This window comes from Pseudonocardia sp. ICBG1142 (assembly GCF_020496255.1).
Lineage (GTDB): Bacteria > Actinomycetota > Actinomycetes > Mycobacteriales > Pseudonocardiaceae > Pseudonocardia.
Genome location: NZ_JAHLJC010000015.1, coordinates 1 through 19,815, shown reverse-complemented (window position 1 = coordinate 19,815; position 19,815 = coordinate 1). Strand labels below are relative to the sequence as shown.

Annotated in this window: 17 protein-coding genes and 2 pseudogenes; 16 read left to right on the top strand and 3 right to left on the bottom strand. The window is 67.7% G+C overall.

Annotated elements, in window-relative coordinates; translation table 11 throughout:
• From KPL59_RS12815 to KPL59_RS12800, 4 genes and pseudogenes are all read left to right on the top strand, one after another.
• Window positions 1-1,505, top strand: a pseudogene (locus KPL59_RS12815) (FtsK/SpoIIIE domain-containing protein); the annotation flags it as partial.
• Window positions 1,506-1,608: 103 nt separating this feature from the next.
• Window positions 1,609-3,223, top strand: a pseudogene (locus tag KPL59_RS12810) (helitron helicase-like domain-containing protein).
• A 14-nt stretch (window positions 3,224-3,237) separates the two neighbouring features.
• On the top strand, window positions 3,238-3,453 hold the full coding sequence (locus KPL59_RS12805) for a helix-turn-helix domain-containing protein (RefSeq protein ID WP_226360295.1): 216 nt from the start codon (window positions 3,238-3,240) through the stop codon (window positions 3,451-3,453).
• Entirely contained in the window at window positions 3,450-4,610 is a 1,161-nt protein-coding gene (locus KPL59_RS12800) for a site-specific integrase (protein WP_226360294.1), read from the top strand. Before KPL59_RS12805 ends, KPL59_RS12800 begins: the two co-directional genes overlap by 4 nt.
• Window positions 4,611-4,676: 66 nt before the next feature.
• On the opposite strand, the gene KPL59_RS12795 is transcribed toward KPL59_RS12800, so the two are convergent.
• Entirely contained in the window at window positions 4,677-5,087 is a 411-nt protein-coding gene (locus KPL59_RS12795; protein ID WP_226360911.1) for a hypothetical protein, read from the bottom strand.
• A gap of 1,123 nt (window positions 5,088-6,210) precedes the next feature.
• On the bottom strand, window positions 6,211-7,326 hold the full coding sequence (locus KPL59_RS12790; protein ID WP_226360910.1) for an AAA family ATPase: 1,116 nt from the start codon (window positions 7,324-7,326) through the stop codon (window positions 6,211-6,213).
• Window positions 7,327-7,557: 231 nt separating this feature from the next.
• On the opposite strand from KPL59_RS12790, the gene KPL59_RS12785 reads away from it, so the two are divergent.
• The 6 genes from KPL59_RS12785 (at window position 7,558) to KPL59_RS12760 (ending at window position 13,353) form a co-directional block, all read left to right on the top strand.
• The gene (locus KPL59_RS12785) at window positions 7,558-7,980 is read left to right on the top strand and encodes a plasmid replication, integration and excision activator (protein WP_226360753.1); all 423 of its coding nucleotides are present in this window, start codon (window positions 7,558-7,560) and stop codon (window positions 7,978-7,980) included.
• A gap of 140 nt (window positions 7,981-8,120) precedes the next feature.
• Entirely contained in the window at window positions 8,121-8,471 is a 351-nt protein-coding gene (locus KPL59_RS12780) for a WhiB family transcriptional regulator (RefSeq protein ID WP_226360745.1), read from the top strand.
• A gap of 190 nt (window positions 8,472-8,661) precedes the next feature.
• Window positions 8,662-10,251: an FtsK/SpoIIIE domain-containing protein gene (locus KPL59_RS12775; protein WP_226360746.1), complete on the top strand. Its 1,590-nt coding sequence runs from the start codon at window positions 8,662-8,664 to the stop codon at window positions 10,249-10,251.
• A gap of 101 nt (window positions 10,252-10,352) precedes the next feature.
• Entirely contained in the window at window positions 10,353-11,966 is a 1,614-nt protein-coding gene (locus KPL59_RS12770; protein WP_226360545.1) for a helitron helicase-like domain-containing protein, read from the top strand.
• Window positions 11,967-11,980: 14 nt separating this feature from the next.
• A complete protein-coding gene (locus KPL59_RS12765; RefSeq protein ID WP_226360295.1) occupies window positions 11,981-12,196 on the top strand; it encodes a helix-turn-helix domain-containing protein in 216 nt (71 codons plus the stop codon).
• Window positions 12,193-13,353 carry a site-specific integrase gene (locus tag KPL59_RS12760; protein WP_226360294.1) on the top strand — a complete coding sequence of 387 codons (1,161 nt, stop codon included), beginning with the start codon at window positions 12,193-12,195 and terminating at the stop codon, window positions 13,351-13,353. The genes KPL59_RS12765 and KPL59_RS12760 overlap by 4 nt, the downstream gene beginning before the upstream one ends.
• Before the next feature lie 66 nt (window positions 13,354-13,419).
• Here KPL59_RS12760 and KPL59_RS12755 read toward each other — a convergent pair whose 3' ends face one another.
• On the bottom strand, window positions 13,420-13,830 hold the full coding sequence (locus KPL59_RS12755; protein WP_226360293.1) for a hypothetical protein: 411 nt from the start codon (window positions 13,828-13,830) through the stop codon (window positions 13,420-13,422).
• Window positions 13,831-14,771: 941 nt separating this feature from the next.
• Here KPL59_RS12755 and KPL59_RS12750 point away from each other — a divergent pair.
• From KPL59_RS12750 to KPL59_RS12725, 6 genes are all read left to right on the top strand, one after another.
• Entirely contained in the window at window positions 14,772-15,080 is a 309-nt protein-coding gene (locus tag KPL59_RS12750) for a putative quinol monooxygenase (protein WP_226360749.1), read from the top strand.
• Entirely contained in the window at window positions 15,077-16,285 is a 1,209-nt protein-coding gene (locus KPL59_RS12745; protein WP_226360739.1) for a helix-turn-helix domain-containing protein, read from the top strand. Before KPL59_RS12750 ends, KPL59_RS12745 begins: the two co-directional genes overlap by 4 nt.
• Window positions 16,286-16,385: 100 nt before the next feature.
• On the top strand, window positions 16,386-16,808 hold the full coding sequence (locus KPL59_RS12740; protein WP_226360740.1) for a plasmid replication, integration and excision activator: 423 nt from the start codon (window positions 16,386-16,388) through the stop codon (window positions 16,806-16,808).
• Window positions 16,809-16,948: 140 nt separating this feature from the next.
• A complete protein-coding gene (locus KPL59_RS12735; RefSeq protein ID WP_226360741.1) occupies window positions 16,949-17,302 on the top strand; it encodes a WhiB family transcriptional regulator in 354 nt (117 codons plus the stop codon).
• A 190-nt stretch (window positions 17,303-17,492) separates the two neighbouring features.
• Window positions 17,493-19,082, top strand: coding sequence for an FtsK/SpoIIIE domain-containing protein (locus KPL59_RS12730; protein WP_226360296.1), 1,590 nt, complete (start codon window positions 17,493-17,495; stop codon window positions 19,080-19,082).
• On the top strand, window positions 19,079-19,815 hold a 737-nt coding region (locus tag KPL59_RS12725; RefSeq protein WP_374111623.1), incomplete at its 3' end, for a replication initiator. The genes KPL59_RS12730 and KPL59_RS12725, both read left to right, overlap by 4 nt.

The following is a 19,815-nucleotide window of genomic DNA, read 5'->3' as shown; positions in this document are numbered from 1 at the left end:
TCCGGCCGGATCGCCGAGGGCGTGGCAACGATCGCGGTCGTGTTCGTCACCGTGGGGTTGGCCTGCAAGGTCGCCGTGTCGTGACGGTGTGGGTGGTCGGCATTGGCGCACCACGATCACCGCTGCGGTCGCTGTGGTGTGGTGCTCGCTGCTCGGGTGGCCCTCGCGGGTGGTCACCATCGCTGCGGTCGCTGTCGCGCTGGGGTGTGGCGGTGGACATCGGTGGTGTCGTTCGATCGTTATGCCGGGCGTCGTCTGCGGGGGGGTGGCTGCGCTGGCTGCTGTATGCGCCTCGGATGCCGCGCTGGCTGCGCTCCTGCAACCTGACGGTGCCGGACCGGGGCGGAGCACCGATCGCGGTGGTGAATCCATTGCGCCGCACCCCGGTCTTGTCGAGGTCGCGGCCGGTGGCTGATCAGCTCCCTCGGATTCTGGGGGTGCGCTCGGGGCCGTCGTGGGACGAGGTCCGGGTCCGCCTCGTTCCCGGGCAGACCCCGGAAGAGTTCGACACCGCCACCCGCGCCCTCGCTGTCGCGCGCAGGGTGCGGCGTTGTCAGGTGCGGGAGTTGTCCCCGAATGTGGTGTCGATCGATTTCCAGCGCCGCAACCTGCTGTCCGGGGTGGTGCGGGCGCCGGGCCTGGACACCCTGTCCGACCTGGACGGGTCGGCGATCGACCTGGAGAAGGTCTGGTCCGGGCACACCGAGTACGGCACGGACTGGCATCAGTCGTTGATCGGTGGTCACACCCTGGTCGCGGGGGCGACTGGGGCGGGGAAGGGGTCGTTGATGTGGGCGCCGTTGTGTGCGATCGCCCCCGCGATCGGTGACGGCCTGGTCCGGGTCAACGGGATCGACCCGAAAGGTATGGAGCTGGCCTACGGGCGGGGAGTGTTCCACCGCTACGCCGTCACCAGCAAAGACGCCCTCGCCCTCCTCGATGATCTTGTCGAGAGCATGGAGGCCCGTAAACGCGAGTACGCCGGGGCGACCCGCCTGGTCCCCGTCACCCGGGACACCCCGTTGGAGATCGTGGAGTTCGACGAGATCGGTGCGCTGCTGCGTTACGGCGGGGACCGCAAGACCCGCGAGGCGATCACCGACCGCGTCGCCCTGCTCACCACCCAGGGCCGCGCGTTGGGCTACACCGTGCGCGGCTATGTGCAGGAACCGACCAAGGACACCGTCCCGGTGCGGGAGCTGTTCCCCCGCCGCATCTGCCTACGCGTCGCCTCGAAGTCCCATGTGTCGATGGTCCTCGGCGATCACGCCTACGACCGTGGTGCGTGGGCCAACCGGATCGGTGAAGACGAACCCGGCGTGGGCTATCTGTTCGGCGACGGCATCCGTGAACCCCTGCGTATCCGGGCCGGGTGGGTGTCTGACGGTGCGGTCAAAGACCTAGAAGCCTTCGTCACCCGCACTTCCCCGACCGCCGGAGTGGCGCCGGTCCTGACCCTCCCCGACCCGACCGTCCACCACCGCGAGATCGGAGACGCAGCATGACCAACGCCGACACCCACACCGACAGCGCCGACACCGTGACCGACAGCGCGCGCCGGGGCGGGAGCCGGTCGATCAGGACACGCTCACCCGGGCGCAGAAGGCGATGCTGGCCCTGTCGCACGAGGTCGCGGTCCAGCTCGCCGAGGACCACGGCGTGTGTGTCCGCCCCCTGGCGATGCGCCGCATCGACCAATCCACCGGACGGATCGATGTCGTGCCGGTGCCGTGCGGTTCGACACGGGAAGACCAGTGCCGCCCCTGCTCAGACAAGGCCCGACGGCTGCGGATGACCCAGTGCCGCGAAGGCTGGCACCTGGAGAACGAACCCGCCGTCACACCTGCCGACCCGACGACCGCGCAGAAAGAGTTGATGGCCGCCCGCGCGGACTTCCACGCCGCCTACACTGACTGTCTCGCCGCCGGAGACAACGCCGAGTGTGATGAGATACGCGAGATCGTCGAGGACATCGACACCGAACTCCGCGCCCTCGGAGTCCGCGGACCCCTCGCCCCGCTCGACCCCCGCCCGAAGGCCATCCGCCGGACTACCCGGCGTCGTCAGGACGCCCCGAACCTGCCCCGGCGGCCTGTGGAGGACCGCACGATCGGACGGGTGTTCGGCGGGAAATATCGGCCCTCGACCTTCCTCACCCTGACCCTGGACACCTACGGCCGCGTCGACGGCAACGGCGCCGCGATCGACCCCGATACCTACGACTACCGCCGCGCCGCCCGCGATGCGATCCACTTCCCGAAGCTGCTGGACAGGTTCTGGCAGAACACGCGGCGCTGTGTCGGCTGGGACGTGCAGTACTTCGGGACCGTCGAACCGCAGAAACGCGGTGCCCCGCACTTCCACGCCGCCATCCGCGGCACCATCCCCCGCGCAGAGTTGCGCGCGATCACCGCCGCCACCTACCACCAGGTCTGGTGGCCCGCCCACGACGACATCGTCTACACCGGGGACAAGCTCCCCCGCTGGGACCACCGGCAGAAAGCCTTCGTCGACCCCGACACCCACACACCGCTCCCCACCTGGGACGAGGCCACCGACCCCGAGGTCCTCACCACGCCGGCCCACACCGTGGTCTTCGGCCCCCAAGTGCATGTGAAAGGCATCCTCGGCGGCACCGAAGAAGCCGGACGCCACATCGGCTACCTCACCAAATACCTCACCAAATCCGTCGGCCACGCCGCCGGACTCGACGACACCGCCACCACCCGCCAGCGCGACCACGCCCGACGCCTCACCGCCGAACTCGCCATCACCCCGTGTTCGCCGCGCTGCCCGATCTGGCTGCTCTACGCCGTCGCACCCAAGGGTGCCCGCCCGGAGATGACCCCCGGGCACTGCACCGGCACAGCGCACAAGCCCGAACACCTCGGCATCGCCGGACGCCGCGTCCTGGTCTCCCCGCAAATGGTCCAACAAGAGCCTCGGTGATCACCGCGCGGACCGGAGCGCGTTCGTTCGGCAACTCCTCGACCACGCCGGAGTGACACCCGCCTACGCGATCGATGACGGACCCTTCAACTGGGAACCCGTGCAACCCGGCGACAGCGACGTCCCACCCCGCCCCGTCCTGCTTCTGCACGCGATCCATCAACGCCAACGATGGCGCGCCGACTACGACGCCGCCCTCCTCACCACCACCGGCCCACCACCGGACGACCGTTCGGCAATCGGGTGTTCGGCTACCCGTGATCAGGCCGCGTAGCAGGGACGCCGTCGATGACGCAGTACCTGACCGTGGCCGAGACCGCCCGCTACCTGAACACCTCCCCGCGTTTCGTGCGGCGCCTGGTCGCAGCCCGACGGATCGCGTTCTACCGCATCGGACGGCATGTGCGCTTCGCCGTGACCGACCTCGACGCCTGGCTCGCCCAAGGCCGGGTCGAACCGTTCCCCCACCGACCACACCCACACCCCCGGCGAGGAACGCGATGACGGCGAACAAGACGAGTCGGCGCCGGTTCGGCTCCATCCGCCGCCTGCCCTCCGGGCGGTATCAGGCCAGCTACCCCACCAACAGCGGGCAACGCCGCACCGCCCCGGGAACCTTCGACCGCAAAGGCGACGCCGCCCAATGGCTCACCCTCGTCGAAAGCGACATCCTGCGCGGTGACTGGTTCGACCCCGCCCTGGGCCAGCTACCCTTCCATGACTTCGGGGAGCAGTGGATCACCGAACACCGCGTCAGCGCCCGCACCCGCGAGGAGTACCGCAGCATCTGGCGCCACCACATCGACCCGTTCCTCGGCCCGATCGACCTCGCCGAGCTGACCACCGCAGTCATCCGCACCTGGCGCACCACCCTGCTCGCTGCCGGACGCTCCGAAGACCGCACCGCGAAGGCCTACCGCCTCGTCCGCGCCATCTGCACCACCGCCGTCGACGACGGCCGGATCACCCGCAACCCCTGCCGCATCAAAGGCGCCGGTGAACACCGCACCCCCGAACGCCCCACCGCCACCATCGGCCAGGTCTTCGACCTCGCCGCCGCGATGCCACCCCGCTTCCACGCCCTGATCCTGTCCGCCGCGTTCACCGGACTGCGCTGGGGAGAACTCGCCGGGCTACGCCACTGCGACCTCGACCTGAACACCGCCACCCTCCACGTCCGACGACGCCTGGCCCAACTCAGCCGAGGCGGCCTCCGACCCGGGCCACCCAAATCCGCCGCCGGTATCCGCACCCTCTCCCTGCCCCCGTTCCTCGTCGAGGTCCTCACCACCCACACCGCCGCCTACTCCGGCCCGCCACCGGACGGACTGATCTTCTGCGGACAACGCGGCGGCATGCTCCGACGCGGGAACTTCGGCCGCGCAACCGACTGGCCCACCACCGTGGTCAAGACCGGGCTCCCCACCGGTTTCCATTTCCATGACCTACGTCACACCGGTAACCATCTCGCTGCTACTGCTGGGGCCAGCACCCGCGAACTCATGCACCGCATGGGCCACGGCACCATGCGCGCCGCACTGATCTACCAACACGCCACCACCGAACGCGACCGCCGCATCGCCACCCAGATCGCCGCACTGGTCGACCGCGAACGCCGACCCCACACCGATCAGGACATCGAGGCCGACGACGACGGCTGAGTCGTCAGAGAGTTCACCGGCGGCTTCCCTCATCGGGCACGTATTCCCCACCCCTCCGAGACCACCTCAATCGGGCGAGCGATAACGCTGCGCCCCCCGGTCTTCGGTCCACCCAATTTCATACTCGCCGCAGGAGAACGTCGACTCGGGAAAGTCGCGCCCCTTTCGCATCATGAATTCATCGGCAGTCGCACTATCGTGGAATACTCCAAGGATTCGACAGTCGTCAGCTTCCTCCTGGAGGACGATCCAGACCGTCGACGGCGCGGCGGCATGAGTGACCCCACCCGACGACCCGCCCGTACAGCCCCGACCCGGTTCACCCCGGCTCCGCCGCACGGCCCGATCAAGAGCATGGGCACACAGGACGACCAGCACCCCGGTCACCACGAAGAGCCAGTCGAATCCACCGTTCCACACGGTGAGGATGACCACGAGGCCCGCCGCAGTGCACACAGCCCAGACGATGTTGAGCATGCGCACGCCTCCCTGCCGTCTCATGTTCAAGCGTCCGGGGGCGGCCACTCGCCCTCTTCTCGCACACCGGTCGCACGTCCCGCACCACCCCCTGTTCAAGATCGATAAGGGGTGGTGTTTCGGCCGGTCGCGTGGTGTGAGCGGGCGACGGGAATCGAACCCGCGTAGCCAGTTTGGAAGACTGCGGTCAATGCCCTGCCCACCTGCGCGATCTGAGCCGGTCGACTGACCGTGAGTGGCCGTGAGTGACCGTGGTTCCCCGCCAGTACTCGCACGCTCGTTGCACGACCGGCCCCGTGGGGTTGTCTTTTTTCCCACGCGCCCGGCCTGCTGGTGATCTCCTCGCGGCGCGGGTTCACCCCTGCCAGACCGAGGGGTGGGGTGCAAGGCACGGGGTTCAGCCTTGCACCCCACCCCTCGGTCTGGTTGCCGTCTCGGCGCGCCGTGAGGAGATCGCCAGCCCCGCCGCACTCCCCCTGATCTCCGAGCGGTGTCGGGTCCGGGCGGAGCCCGGCCGCCGGAGGCATCCCGGGCGGCACGCCCGGCCTACAGGACTGACGACGGTCCGCATCGACGCCTGGCGTGACGCGGAGCAAGGGCAGCGGCGGCCATCGTGCAGGCGTGCCGTCGGCGTCTCTGGGGTTCAGGCGGCTGCCTGGTGGCTTGGGGTCGGGTAGCCGAGCCCGCCGCCGCGAACGGGCCGGAGGTGTAGTGAGCGAGCGGCGGGGGCGGCGTGGCCGACCCCGCGCCGCCGGAGGCGGCGCCTTGATCCCCTAAAGCACAATTCGGCAACACACACGACCTAGACAGACGACGTGACGCAAGCGAGCCCGTACGGAACGACGCCAGCAACGAGGTCAGCCGCCGGACGCATCATGGCGGCTGAAGGAAGCGGCGATGTGGCGGGCAGCGGCGACGGGCGTGACCGTCGAGGTATCCAACGTCGTAGTCGGTGGAGGCAAGAGTGGCGTGGCGTCCCAAGCAGCGAGCCGCGCCTGGAGGTCGGCGCTTCCTCGCTGCCGCAATCTAATGCTTGCCACATCACGGGGGCACCAGAGAGCAAAAACGAGCCAATGAGTCTCTGGAGTCGCAGCAACAACGGCGTCAACGGCTTCCGGCTGACCTAGATGCAAAACCGGCCAACCGCTAGCGAGACTTTTCCTAAGCCCGACTCTATCGACAATATACGTGGCACCGTACCGGCCATTCTGCCAGATGACGCAACCGGAACGAGCAGTCTATCGCGCGTCAGCCGATCGACCATCCGATAGCCATCAGTTCTACCGGGACCACACTTTATGCGACGAAACAAATGGAAGTGCGTATCATAGCCAGTCAGCGCTGCCGTGACAGTGTCCTTACCTGCTGCAGGCGGCCCATAGAGCAGAACCCCGCGAGTCACGCTGCGACCTTGTCGATGATCCGGCGAGCCGCGACTGAAGCGGCTCACTTGATGCGGAGTTCTCCACGACAACGTGGGCGATCGGAGGTCGGAAATTAAGATCGAGGCCCTCCAGATGAGCCGTCCAATCTGCAAGCTTCGTCGCGTCCCGGGCGCTCCGCGCCGACGGAGATAGCTATGCATCGTCTGTGCGTCACAAGCAACCCAAACGACAGTGGTGTCGGCATTGAATGCGGCATGGGCGTCAATCGTACGACACAGCCATGCCGGGTCGGTGAACTCCCTCAAGAAAGGGGCATCAGCGATGACACTGTTACCACACTGAAGATTTTCAGTCACGACAGCAGCGACCGCCTCGTATTCGCGAGGACGTACCTGATTGAGGTAAACCTCAGATTCGCGGTCATGGGGAGACCGTCCAAGGACCTCCAGCAGTTGTTCCACCAGCGGGCGAGTCACAGTGTCTTTGTCAATCACAGTCCAGCCGACCTCACGGGCAAGCGTGCGCGCCAATTCAGATTTTCCACTACCCGGGTAGCCACCTATCAAGATCACCTGCGGGCGGCGGTCGCGCAGAAGATCAGACCGCCCCTGCCTCGGGGCACGAACAGTCCGCCTAGACCTCGCCTCGTTTACAACCAGACCTTCCCCAGCAAGGAGCTTCATCGCCTCAGAGATCGTAAAGGGGCTAACCCCCCATTCGGATGCGAGCGCCTTGGTCGAGGGGAGAGTCGCCCCGTTGACCAGGCGTCCCGCTGAGATGTCGTTGGCGATGTGGCGGGCAATCTGCGCATGCAGCGCCTCGCCCCGCGACAGTGCCCGTCGTGATGGCTCCATGATCTCGATTTCCTGGTCGTTCCACTCGGTCGTCCTGGCTAGCCGTTCGGCGCTCCACTTGCACCCCAGCTCGCGCGGGGCACAGAAATCCTACCAACGCGCTGCAAGTCGCCGCTGGTCAGAGGCCCCTCAAGGAGTCGTAGCCATTCAGTTGACATGCTGAGCTATCAACTGCTAGCCTCACGTAGAGCTTGCAGCTGGACGCAGAGAGCGAACGACAGAGGAGCTGACATGGCACGCAGTAACAAGTTCGCGGTGGCGATGGGTGATGTGTTCCCGGTGGGGGCGTTCATCGTGTCGGAGGTGGAGGCGGTGCGGGATTTTGAGAAGTCGGCGCCGGGGCGTCCGGTGCAGCAGGTCGATCGGGAGTCGGGGTTGCCGGTGTGGTCGGTGTCGGTGCTGGATGCCGATCCGGAAGCACGGCGGAGCGAGAAGACGGTGGTGGTGAAGATCGCTGCGGCGCATCAGCCGGTGCCGCCGGAGGCCACAGCGGGGTTGCCGTTTCGTCCGGTGGAGTTCGACGGGCTCACGGTGACCCCGTACGTGCAGGAGACCGGCGGGCGTCCGCGTGTGGCTTACAGCTTTCGCGCGGCGGGGATGCGCGCCCCCGGCCCCCAGCGTGGACATACGGCCAAGAACCAGGACGCCGCCTGACAAGCACTGTCGGACCAGGCGATATGTGTGGGAGAGCCCGTTAGTGGCGGGCTCCCCCACCGAGTCTTCCTTGCCGTGTGTTGCTGCCGTGGCAGGCAGTTGATCAACCCGGAACCAGCGTGGAAGGACACCGATCCTAGATGAACACCGGACTTTCTTCACCCCCTCCTGCCCTGCCCCGGGCGCTTCACGGTGCTGAACGTCATCGCTGGCGGGCCGGGGCGGCGTGTCGCGGGATGGACACCGAGTCGTTCTTCCCCACCGACACCGCTCCGCACGCCGCCGAGCCTGCGTTGGAGGTGTGTCGTGGTTGCCGGGTCCGCAGTATGTGTCTGGTCGAGGCGCTGCTGGTCGAAGACCCGGCCCGCCGCTACGGCGTCCTCGGCGCCACCACCCCACAGGATCGACGGCGGCTGCATCGCACCGCTCGTGTCGCAGCCCGCCGGACCGCGGCCCCTGCTGCTGTCGCGCCGGGGAGTGCTGCGGCATGAGTCCCGAGGCGACCACGGATGTCGTCACCGGTGAGGGCGCGGTGTGGTGCGAGGTGTGCCTGACCCCACTGAGCGATGTCTCCGAGGGGGGCGTGCGGCGGTGTGGTGATCATCGCGGGCAGCTGGCGTTGGTCCCGATGCCGGTCGTGTGCGCTCCGCGGCGTTCCCCCGAGCAGGGCGGGGGCCTGCGATGACGACGATGGGTTCTCTGGTCCTGGCCGGTCTCGTGACGCTGATAGTGCTGGCTGGTCTGCACTGGGTGGGGCAGTTCCTCGGCCGGATCGCCGAGGGCGTGGCAACGATCGCGGTCGTGTTCGTCACCGTGTGGCTGGCCTGCAAGGCCGCGGTGGTCGTGACGGTGTGGGTGGTTCGGCATTGGCGCACCACGATCACCGCTGCGGTCGCTGTGGTGTGGTGCTCGCTGCTCGGGTGGCCCTCGCTGGTGGTCACCATCGCTGCGGTCGCTGTCGCGCTGGGGGTGTGGCGGTGGACATCGGTGGTGTCGTTCGATCGTTATGCCGGGCGTCGTCTGCGGGGGTGGTGGCTGCGCTGGCTGCTGTATGCGCCTCGGATGCCGCGCTGGCTGCGCTCCTGCAACCTGACGGTGCCGGACCGGGGCGGAGCACCGATCGCGGTGGTGAATCCATTGCGCCGCACCCCGGTCTTGTCGAGGTCGCGGCCGGTGGCTGATCAGCTCCCTCGGATTCTGGGGGTGCGCTCGGGGCCGTCGTGGGACGAGGTCCGGGTCCGCCTCGTTCCCGGGCAGACCCCGGAAGAGTTCGACACCGCCACCCGCGCCCTCGCTGTCGCGCGCAGGGTGCGGCGTTGTCAGGTGCGGGAGTTGTCCCCGAATGTGGTGTCGATCGATTTCCAGCGCCGCAACCTGCTGTCCGGGGTGGTGCGGGCGCCGGGCCTGGACACCCTGTCCGACCTGGACGGGTCGGCGATCGACCTGGAGAAGGTCTGGTCCGGGCACACCGAGTACGGCACGGACTGGCATCAGTCGTTGATCGGTGGTCACACCCTGGTCGCGGGGGCGACTGGGGCGGGGAAGGGGTCGTTGATGTGGGCGCCGTTGTGTGCGATCGCCCCCGCGATCGGTGACGGCCTGGTCCGGGTCAACGGGATCGACCCGAAAGGTATGGAGCTGGCCTACGGGCGGGGAGTGTTCCACCGCTACGCCGTCACCAGCAAAGACGCCCTCGCCCTCCTCGATGATCTTGTCGAGAGCATGGAGGCCCGTAAACGCGAGTACGCCGGGGCGACCCGCCTGGTCCCCGTCACCCGGGACACCCCGTTGGAGATCGTGGAGTTCGACGAGATCGGTGCGCTGCTGCGTTACGGCGGGGACCGCAAGACCCGCGAGGCGATCACCGACCGCGTCGCCCTGCTCACCACCCAGGGCCGCGCGTTGGGCTACACCGTGCGCGGCTATGTGCAGGAACCGACCAAGGACACCGTCCCGGTGCGGGAGCTGTTCCCCCGCCGCATCTGCCTACGCGTCGCCTCGAAGTCCCATGTGTCGATGGTCCTCGGCGATCACGCCTACGACCGTGGTGCGTGGGCCAACCGGATCGGTGAAGACGAACCCGGCGTGGGCTATCTGTTCGGCGACGGCATCCGTGAACCCCTGCGTATCCGGGCCGGGTGGGTGTCTGACGGTGCGGTCAAAGACCTAGAAGCCTTCGTCACCCGCACTTCCCCGACCGCCGGAGTGGCGCCGGTCCTGACCCTCCCCGACCCGACCGTCCACCACCGCGAGATCGGAGACGCAGCATGACCAACGCCGACACCCACACCGACAGCGCCGACACCGTGACCGACAGCGCGCCGGGGCGGGAGCCGGTCGATCAGGACACGCTCACCCGGGCGCAGAAGGCGATGCTGGCCCTGTCGCACGAGGTCGCGGTCCAGCTCGCCGAGGACCACGGCGTGTGTGTCCGCCCCCTGGCGATGCGCCGCATCGACCAATCCACCGGACGGATCGATGTCGTGCCGGTGCCGTGCGGTTCGACACGGGAAGACCAGTGCCGCCCCTGCTCAGACAAGGCCCGACGGCTGCGGATGACCCAGTGCCGCGAAGGCTGGCACCTGGAGAACGAACCCGCCGTCACACCTGCCGACCCGACGACCGCGCAGAAAGAGTTGATGGCCGCCCGCGCGGACTTCCACGCCGCCTACACTGACTGTCTCGCCGCCGGAGACAACGCCGAGTGTGATGAGATACGCGAGATCGTCGAGGACATCGACACCGAACTCCGCGCCCTCGGAGTCCGCGGACCCCTCGCCCCGCTCGACCCCCGCCCGAAGGCCATCCGCCGGACTACCCGGCGTCGTCAGGACGCCCCGAACCTGCCCCGGCGGCCTGTGGAGGACCGCACGATCGGACGGGTGTTCGGCGGGAAATATCGGCCCTCGACCTTCCTCACCCTGACCCTGGACACCTACGGCCGCGTCGACGGCAACGGCGCCGCGATCGACCCCGATACCTACGACTACCGCCGCGCCGCCCGCGATGCGATCCACTTCCCGAAGCTGCTGGACAGGTTCTGGCAGAACACGCGGCGCTGTGTCGGCTGGGACGTGCAGTACTTCGGGACCGTCGAACCGCAGAAACGCGGTGCCCCGCACTTCCACGCCGCCATCCGCGGCACCATCCCCCGCGCAGAGTTGCGCGCGATCACCGCCGCCACCTACCACCAGGTCTGGTGGCCCGCCCACGACGACATCGTCTACACCGGGGACAAGCTCCCCCGCTGGGACCACCGGCAGAAAGCCTTCGTCGACCCCGACACCCACACACCGCTCCCCACCTGGGACGAGGCCACCGACCCCGAGGTCCTCACCACGCCGGCCCACACCGTGGTCTTCGGCCCCCAAGTGCATGTGAAAGGCATCCTCGGCGGCACCGAAGAAGCCGGACGCCACATCGGCTACCTCACCAAATACCTCACCAAATCCGTCGGCCACGCCGCCGGACTCGACGACACCGCCACCACCCGCCAGCGCGACCACGCCCGACGCCTCACCGCCGAACTCGCCATCACCCCGTGTTCGCCGCGCTGCCCGATCTGGCTGCTCTACGCCGTCGCACCCAAGGGTGCCCGCCCGGAGATGACCCCCGGGCACTGCACCGGCACAGCGCACAAGCCCGAACACCTCGGCATCGCCGGACGCCGCGTCCTGGTCTCCCGCAAATGGTCCAACAAGAGCCTCGGTGATCACCGCGCGGACCGGAGCGCGTTCGTTCGGCAACTCCTCGACCACGCCGGAGTGACACCCGCCTACGCGATCGATGACGGACCCTTCAACTGGGAACCCGTGCAACCCGGCGACAGCGACGTCCCACCCCGCCCCGTCCTGCTTCTGCACGCGATCCATCAACGCCAACGATGGCGCGCCGACTACGACGCCGCCCTCCTCACCACCACCGGCCCACCACCGGACGACCGTTCGGCAATCGGGTGTTCGGCTACCCGTGATCAGGCCGCGTAGCAGGGACGCCGTCGATGACGCAGTACCTGACCGTGGCCGAGACCGCCCGCTACCTGAACACCTCCCCGCGTTTCGTGCGGCGCCTGGTCGCAGCCCGACGGATCGCGTTCTACCGCATCGGACGGCATGTGCGCTTCGCCGTGACCGACCTCGACGCCTGGCTCGCCCAAGGCCGGGTCGAACCGTTCCCCCACCGACCACACCCACACCCCCGGCGAGGAACGCGATGACGGCGAACAAGACGAGTCGGCGCCGGTTCGGCTCCATCCGCCGCCTGCCCTCCGGGCGGTATCAGGCCAGCTACCCCACCAACAGCGGGCAACGCCGCACCGCCCCGGGAACCTTCGACCGCAAAGGCGACGCCGCCCAATGGCTCACCCTCGTCGAAAGCGACATCCTGCGCGGTGACTGGTTCGACCCCGCCCTGGGCCAGCTACCCTTCCATGACTTCGGGGAGCAGTGGATCACCGAACACCGCGTCAGCGCCCGCACCCGCGAGGAGTACCGCAGCATCTGGCGCCACCACATCGACCCGTTCCTCGGCCCGATCGACCTCGCCGAGCTGACCACCGCAGTCATCCGCACCTGGCGCACCACCCTGCTCGCTGCCGGACGCTCCGAAGACCGCACCGCGAAGGCCTACCGCCTCGTCCGCGCCATCTGCACCACCGCCGTCGACGACGGCCGGATCACCCGCAACCCCTGCCGCATCAAAGGCGCCGGTGAACACCGCACCCCCGAACGCCCCACCGCCACCATCGGCCAGGTCTTCGACCTCGCCGCCGCGATGCCACCCCGCTTCCACGCCCTGATCCTGTCCGCCGCGTTCACCGGACTGCGCTGGGGAGAACTCGCCGGGCTACGCCACTGCGACCTCGACCTGAACACCGCCACCCTCCACGTCCGACGACGCCTGGCCCAACTCAGCCGAGGCGGCCTCCGACCCGGGCCACCCAAATCCGCCGCCGGTATCCGCACCCTCTCCCTGCCCCCGTTCCTCGTCGAGGTCCTCACCACCCACACCGCCGCCTACTCCGGCCCGCCACCGGACGGACTGATCTTCTGCGGACAACGCGGCGGCATGCTCCGACGCGGGAACTTCGGCCGCGCAACCGACTGGCCCACCACCGTGGTCAAGACCGGGCTCCCCACCGGTTTCCATTTCCATGACCTACGTCACACCGGTAACCATCTCGCTGCTACTGCTGGGGCCAGCACCCGCGAACTCATGCACCGCATGGGCCACGGCACCATGCGCGCCGCACTGATCTACCAACACGCCACCACCGAACGCGACCGCCGCATCGCCACCCAGATCGCCGCACTGGTCGACCGCGAACGCCGACCCCACACCGATCAGGACATCGAGGCCGACGACGACGGCTGAGTCGTCAGAGAGTTCACCGGCGGCTTCCCTCATCGGGCACGTATTCCCCACCCCTCCGAGACCACCTCAATCGGGCGAGCGATAACGCTGCGCCCCCCGGTCTTCGGTCCACCCAATTTCATACTCGCCGCAGGAGAACGTCGACTCGGGAAAGTCGCGCCCCTTTCGCATCATGAATTCATCGGCAGTCGCACTATCGTGGAATACTCCAAGGATTCGACAGTCGTCAGCTTCCTCCTGGAGGACGATCCAGACCGTCGACGGCGCGGCGGCATGAGTGACCACGCGACGACCCCGCCCGTACAGCCCCGACCCCGGTTCACCCCGGCTCCGCCGCACGGCCCGATCAAGAGCATGGGCACACAGGACGACCAGCACCCCGGTCACCACGAAGAGCCAGTCGAATCCACCGTTCCACACGGTGAGGATGACCACGAGGCCCGCCGCAGTGCACACAGCCCAGACGATGTTGAGCATGCGCACGCCTCCCTGCCGTCTCATGTTCAAGCGTCCGGGGGCGGCCACTCGCCCTCTTCTCGCACACCGGTCGCACGTCCCGCACCACCCCCTGTTCAAGATCGATAAGGGGTGGTGTTTCGGCCGGTCGCGTGGTGTGAGCGGGCGACGGGAATCGAACCCGCGTAGCCAGTTTGGAAGACTGCGGTCAATGCCCTGCCCACCTGCGCGATCTGAGCCGGTCGACTGACCGTGAGTGGCCGTGAGTGACCGTGGTTCCCCGCCAGTACTCGCACGCTCGTTGCACGACCGGCCCCGTGGGGTTGTCTTTTTTCCCACGCGCCCGGCCTGCTGGTGATCTCCTCGCGGCGCGGGTTCACCCCTGCCAGACCGAGGGGTGGGGTGCAAGGCACGGGGTTCAGCCTTGCACCCCACCCCTCGGTCTGGTTGCCGTCTCGGCGCGCCGTGAGGAGATCGCCAGCCCCGCCGCACTCCCCCTGATCTCCGAGCGGTGTCGGGTCCGGGCGGAGCCCGGCCGCCGGAGGCATCCCGGGCGGCACGCCCGGCCTACAGGACTGACGACGGTCCGCATCGACGCCTGGCGTGACGCGGAGCAAGGGCAGCGGCGGCCATCGTGCAGGCGTGCCGTCGGCGTCTCTGGGGTTCAGGCGGCTGCCTGGTGGCTTGGGGTCGGGTAGCCGAGCCCGCCGCCGCGAACGGGCCGGAGGTGTAGTGAGCGAGCGGCGGGGGCGGCGTGGCCGACCCCGCGCCGCCGGAGGCGGCGCCTTGATCCCCTAAAGCACAATTCGGCAACACACACGACCTGAGCAGACCTCGCCCACCGCCTCCGTGAGCACCAGCGGTACTTCGTTCGGGAACCGACGCCCGTACCGCACTTTTAGTGACAGGCCGTATGATAAGTGCACAGTGCCTGACGGCTAGTCCCTCACTCGGGAGGCAGGATGTTCGGCTTAGTTGCACGCTTCGACCTCGCGGACGCAGAGGCGGCCCGGAGGTTCGACGCTTTAACTTCAGCTACGTGTGAGCAGATCAAATCCTCAGAGCCAGGCACCCTGCTCTACCTCGTAAATACTGTATCCGCCGAGCCACTGGCTCGAATTTTCTACGAACTTTACATCGACCGCGACTCCTTCGAGGCCCACGAATCCACTGCGCACGTGAAGCACTTCCTGGCAGAACGCGAGCAGTACATCACAAACCTGCGAGTCGAGTTCATCGCCTCAACGAACGGCAAGCCGACACTCCGATGAGAAGCGATTCGTCAACAGACTTCGGTCGGAAAATAGCATTCCTGCGCAAGAAGCTTGGATACTCGCAGGCGGAGTTTGCACAAAAGGTCGGACGCTCTGAAACCTGGGTAAGTCAGGTGGAGCGCGGAGTTCGGCGAATCGACCGCATGTCAGTGCTTGAACGCGTAGCCGACGCCCTTGACACTGAGGTCGGCGAGCTGACACCAGAAAAATCCTGGCCACTCGCACAGACAGGGAAGCCTGCTGCCGCTACTGAGTTAGCACTAACCCTGGCGTCGAACCACGCGCTCCAGGCGCTACCGAAATCGCCCCAGCCGGTAGATATCCCCGGCATTGAAGAGCGAACCAGTCACGCATGGAAGCTGGCCCACTCTGCTCAGTATGAAGAGCTTGCAATTCTCTTGCGTGATTTGATCACAGAAGTCGAAACCGCCAGCGATCAGGCTGGCAACGAGACTCCCCCCGCAGTCCGGCAATCGCGCGCTCGGATGTACCTCGCTGCATCTGCAATGCTAGCCAAGCTAGGGGAATTTGATGCAGCCTGGGTGGCAATCGATCGCGCCACGGCGTCCGCTCACACCTTAAAGAACGCGCACTTACTGGCCGAATGCGCATTTCGTCTTGCGATTGTCTTTCAAGCGAGCCGACGCTTCGACATGGCCCGTCGAGTCGCAGGCGATGCCGCCAACGCTCTGTCTCAAACCTACCCCCAGGGGGATTCAGACCCCGCAACCTACGCACTGCTTGGCGCACTTCATCTTCAACTTGCTACAGCTTCAGCGCGCAGCGGAGACGGAGATGCAGCCTACCGTTACCTAAATGATGCGCGAGAGGCCGCTGAGCACGTTCACGATGGCCGCAATGACTACAACACCGAATTTGGGCCGACCAATGTGAGTCTGCACGAGGTTGCTGTCGCAGTTGAGCTTGGCGACGCTGGCCGAGCCCTACGCGTAGCAGAACAGATCGACGACGGCCGTCTGTCCGCCGAGCGGCAGGGCCGATTCTTGATCGATGTCGCCAGCGCAAGCGCACAGCTGCGCCGCACCGACGCCGTGATCAATGCACTCCGCCGCAGCTTCACCGTCTCGCCGCAACAGGCTAGGTCACACAGCCGAGCGCGCACCCTCATTGCGGACCTCCTGCGGTCGCATGGCGACGACCCTCGCGTGAAGGAGCTGGCCGGACAGGTCACCTCCAACTGACCTCCGCCAAGACCCGCACTAAAAGTATTGACTAGCACAACCAGTGCGAGTACTGTCGGGATAGCGGCGGGAGATGCCTGTCGCTCACGGAGGAGCTGACATGGCGCGTAGTAACAGGTTTGTGGTGGCGATGGGTGATGTGTTCCCGCTGGGGGCGTTCGTGGTGTCGGAGGTGGAGGCGGTGCGGGATTTTGAGAAGTCGGCGCCGGGGCGTCCGGTGCAGCAGGTCGATCGGGAGTCGGGGTTGCCGGTGTGGTCGGTGTCGGTGCTGGATGCCGATCCGGAAGCACGGCGGAGCGAGAAGACGGTGGTGGTGAAGATCGCTGCGGCGCATCAGCCGGTGCCGCCGGAGGCCACAGCGGGGTTGCCGTTTCGTCCGGTGGAGTTCGACGGGCTCACGGTGACCCCGTACGTGCAGGAGACCGGCGGGCGTCCGCGTGTGGCTTACAGCTTTCGCGCGGCGGGGATGCGCGCCCCCGGCCCCCAGCGTGGACATACGGCCAAGAACCAGGACGCCGCCTGACAAGCACTGTCGGACCAGGCGATATGTGTGGGAGAGCCCGTTAGTGGCGGGCTCCCCCACCGAGTCTTCCTTGCCGTGTGTTGCTGCCGTGGCAGGCAGTTGATCAACCCGGAACCAGCGTGGAAGGACACCGATCCTAGATGAACACCGGACTTTCTTCACCCCCTCCTGCCCTGCCCCGGGCGCTTCACGGTGCTGAACGTCATCGCTGGCGGGCAGCGGCGGCGTGTCGCGGGATGGACACCGAGTCGTTCTTCCCCACCGACACCGCTCCGCACGCCGCCGAGCCTGCGTTGGAGGTGTGTCGTGGTTGCCGGGTCCGCAGCATGTGCCTGGTCGAGGCGCTGCTGGTCGAAGACCCGGCCCGCCGCTACGGCGTCCTCGGCGCCACCACCCCACAGGATCGACGGCGGCTGCACCGCACCGCTCGGGTCGCCGCCCGCCGGAGCACCGCCCCTGCTGCCGTTCCCACACCGGGGAGCGCGGCGGCATGAACACCGACACGACCACCGATGTCGTTACCGGGGAGGACACGGTGCGGTGCGAGGTGTGCCTGACCCCGCTGAGCGCGGTATCTCAGGGGGACGGGCGTCGGTGTAGCGACCATCATGACCAGCTCGCGTTGGTTCCCCTCCTTGCCGTGTGCGCTCCGCGTCGTTCCCCGGAACAGGACGGAGAGCGTCGATGAGCACGACAGGTTCTCTCGTTGTTGCCGGTCTGGCGACGGTGGTGGTGCTCGCTGGTCTGCATTGGGTGGGGCAGTTCCTCGGCCGGATCGCCGAGGGCGTGGCGACGGTCGCGGTCGTGTTCGTCACCGTCTGGTTGGCCTGCAAGGTCGTCGTGATCGTGACGGTGTGGGTGGTTCGGCATTGGCGCACCACGATCACCGCTGCGGTCGCTGTGGTGTGGTGCTCGCTGCTCGGGTGGCCCTCGCTGGTGGTCACCATCGCTGCGGTCGCTGTCGCGCTGGGGGTGTGGCGGTGGACATCGGTGGTGTCGTTCGATCGTTATGCCGGGCGTCGTCTGCGGGGGTGGTGGCTGCGCTGGCTGCTGTATGCGCCTCGGATGCCGCGCTGGCTGCGCTCCTGCAACCTGACGGTGCCGGACCGGGGCGGAGCACCGATCGCGGTGGTGAATCCATTGCGCCGCACCCCGGTCTTGTCGAGGTCGCGGCCGGTGGCTGATCAGCTCCCTCGGATTCTGGGGGTGCGCTCGGGGCCGTCGTGGGACGAGGTCCGGGTCCGCCTCGTTCCCGGGCAGACCCCGGAAGAGTTCGACACCGCCACCCGCGCCCTCGCTGTCGCGCGCAGGGTGCGGCGTTGTCAGGTGCGGGAGTTGTCCCCGAATGTGGTGTCGATCGATTTCCAGCGCCGCAACCTGCTGTCCGGGGTGGTGCGGGCGCCGGGCCTGGACACCCTGTCCGACCTGGACGGGTCGGCGATCGACCTGGAGAAGGTCTGGTCCGGGCACACCGAGTACGGCACGGACTGGCATCAGTCGTTGATCGGTGGTCACACCCTGGTCGCGGGGGCGACTGGGGCGGGGAAGGGGTCGTTGATGTGGGCGCCGTTGTGTGCGATCGCCCCCGCGATCGGTGACGGCCTGGTCCGGGTCAACGGGATCGACCCGAAAGGTATGGAGCTGGCCTACGGGCGGGGAGTGTTCCACCGCTACGCCGTCACCAGCAAAGACGCCCTCGCCCTCCTCGATGATCTTGTCGAGAGCATGGAGGCCCGTAAACGCGAGTACGCCGGGGCGACCCGCCTGGTCCCCGTCACCCGGGACACCCCGTTGGAGATCGTGGAGTTCGACGAGATCGGTGCGCTGCTGCGTTACGGCGGGGACCGCAAGACCCGCGAGGCGATCACCGACCGCGTCGCCCTGCTCACCACCCAGGGCCGCGCGTTGGGCTACACCGTGCGCGGCTATGTGCAGGAACCGACCAAGGACACCGTCCCGGTGCGGGAGCTGTTCCCCCGCCGCATCTGCCTACGCGTCGCCTCGAAGTCCCATGTGTCGATGGTCCTCGGCGATCACGCCTACGACCGTGGTGCGTGGGCCAACCGGATCGGTGAAGACGAACCCGGCGTGGGCTATCTGTTCGGCGACGGCATCCGTGAACCCCTGCGTATCCGGGCCGGGTGGGTGTCTGACGGTGCGGTCAAAGACCTAGAAGCCTTCGTCACCCGCACTTCCCCGACCGCCGGAGTGGCGCCGGTCCTGACCCTCCCCGACCCGACCGTCCACCACCGCGAGATCGGAGACGCAGCATGACCAACGCCGACACCCACACCGACAGCGCCGACACCGTGACCGACAGCGCGCCGGGGCGGGAGCCGGTCGATCAGGACACGCTCACCCGGGCGCAGAAGGCGATGCTGGCCCTGTCGCACGAGGTCGCGGTCCAGCTCGCCGAGGACCACGGCGTGTGTGTCCGCCCCCTGGCGATGCGCCGCATCGACCAATCCACCGGACGGATCGATGTCGTGCCGGTGCCGTGCGGTTCGACACGGGAAGACCAGTGCCGCCCCTGCTCAGACAAGGCCCGACGGCTGCGGATGACCCAGTGCCGCGAAGGCTGGCACCTGGAGAACGAACCCGCCGTCACACCTGCCGACCCGACGACCGCGCAGAAAGAGTTGATGGCCGCCCGCGCGGACTTCCACGCCGCCTACACTGACTGTCTCGCCGCCGGAGACAACGCCGAGTGTGATGAGATACGCGAGATCGTCGAGGACATCGACACCGAACTCCGCGCCCTCGGAGTCCGCGGACCCCTCGCCCCGCTCGACCCCCGCCCGAAGGCCATCCGCCGGACTACCCGGCGTCGTCAGGACGCCCCGAACCTGCCCCGGCGGCCTGTGGAGGACCGCACGATCGGACGGGTGTTCGGCGGGAAATATCGGCCCTCGACCTTCCTCACCCTGACCCTGGACACCTACGGCCGCGTCGACGGCAACGGCGCCGCGATCGACCCCGATACCTACGACTACCGCCGCGCGCGCCG

Bases quoted from the DNA above. Each gene is read 5' to 3' on its own strand.
- KPL59_RS12750 (WP_226360749.1), top strand. From the start codon at position 14,772: ATGTTCGGCTTAGTTGCACGCTTCGACCTCGCGGACGCAGAGGCGGCC.
- KPL59_RS12745 (WP_226360739.1), top strand. From the start codon at position 15,077: ATGAGAAGCGATTCGTCAACAGACTTCGGTCGGAAAATAGCATTCCTG.
- KPL59_RS12775 (WP_226360746.1), top strand. From the start codon at position 8,662: ATGACGACGATGGGTTCTCTGGTCCTGGCCGGTCTCGTGACGCTGATA.
- KPL59_RS12785 (WP_226360753.1), top strand. From the start codon at position 7,558: ATGGCACGCAGTAACAAGTTCGCGGTGGCGATGGGTGATGTGTTCCCG.
- KPL59_RS12735 (WP_226360741.1), top strand. From the start codon at position 16,949: ATGAACACCGGACTTTCTTCACCCCCTCCTGCCCTGCCCCGGGCGCTT.
- KPL59_RS12780 (WP_226360745.1), top strand. From the start codon at position 8,121: ATGAACACCGGACTTTCTTCACCCCCTCCTGCCCTGCCCCGGGCGCTT.
- KPL59_RS12755 (WP_226360293.1), bottom strand. From the start codon at position 13,830: ATGCTCAACATCGTCTGGGCTGTGTGCACTGCGGCGGGCCTCGTGGTC.
- KPL59_RS12740 (WP_226360740.1), top strand. From the start codon at position 16,386: ATGGCGCGTAGTAACAGGTTTGTGGTGGCGATGGGTGATGTGTTCCCG.
- KPL59_RS12770 (WP_226360545.1), top strand. From the start codon at position 10,353: ATGCTGGCCCTGTCGCACGAGGTCGCGGTCCAGCTCGCCGAGGACCAC.
- KPL59_RS12805 (WP_226360295.1), top strand. From the start codon at position 3,238: ATGACGCAGTACCTGACCGTGGCCGAGACCGCCCGCTACCTGAACACC.
- KPL59_RS12760 (WP_226360294.1), top strand. From the start codon at position 12,193: ATGACGGCGAACAAGACGAGTCGGCGCCGGTTCGGCTCCATCCGCCGC.
- KPL59_RS12800 (WP_226360294.1), top strand. From the start codon at position 3,450: ATGACGGCGAACAAGACGAGTCGGCGCCGGTTCGGCTCCATCCGCCGC.
- KPL59_RS12790 (WP_226360910.1), bottom strand. From the start codon at position 7,326: ATGGAGCCATCACGACGGGCACTGTCGCGGGGCGAGGCGCTGCATGCG.
- KPL59_RS12795 (WP_226360911.1), bottom strand. From the start codon at position 5,087: ATGCTCAACATCGTCTGGGCTGTGTGCACTGCGGCGGGCCTCGTGGTC.
- KPL59_RS12730 (WP_226360296.1), top strand. From the start codon at position 17,493: ATGAGCACGACAGGTTCTCTCGTTGTTGCCGGTCTGGCGACGGTGGTG.
- KPL59_RS12765 (WP_226360295.1), top strand. From the start codon at position 11,981: ATGACGCAGTACCTGACCGTGGCCGAGACCGCCCGCTACCTGAACACC.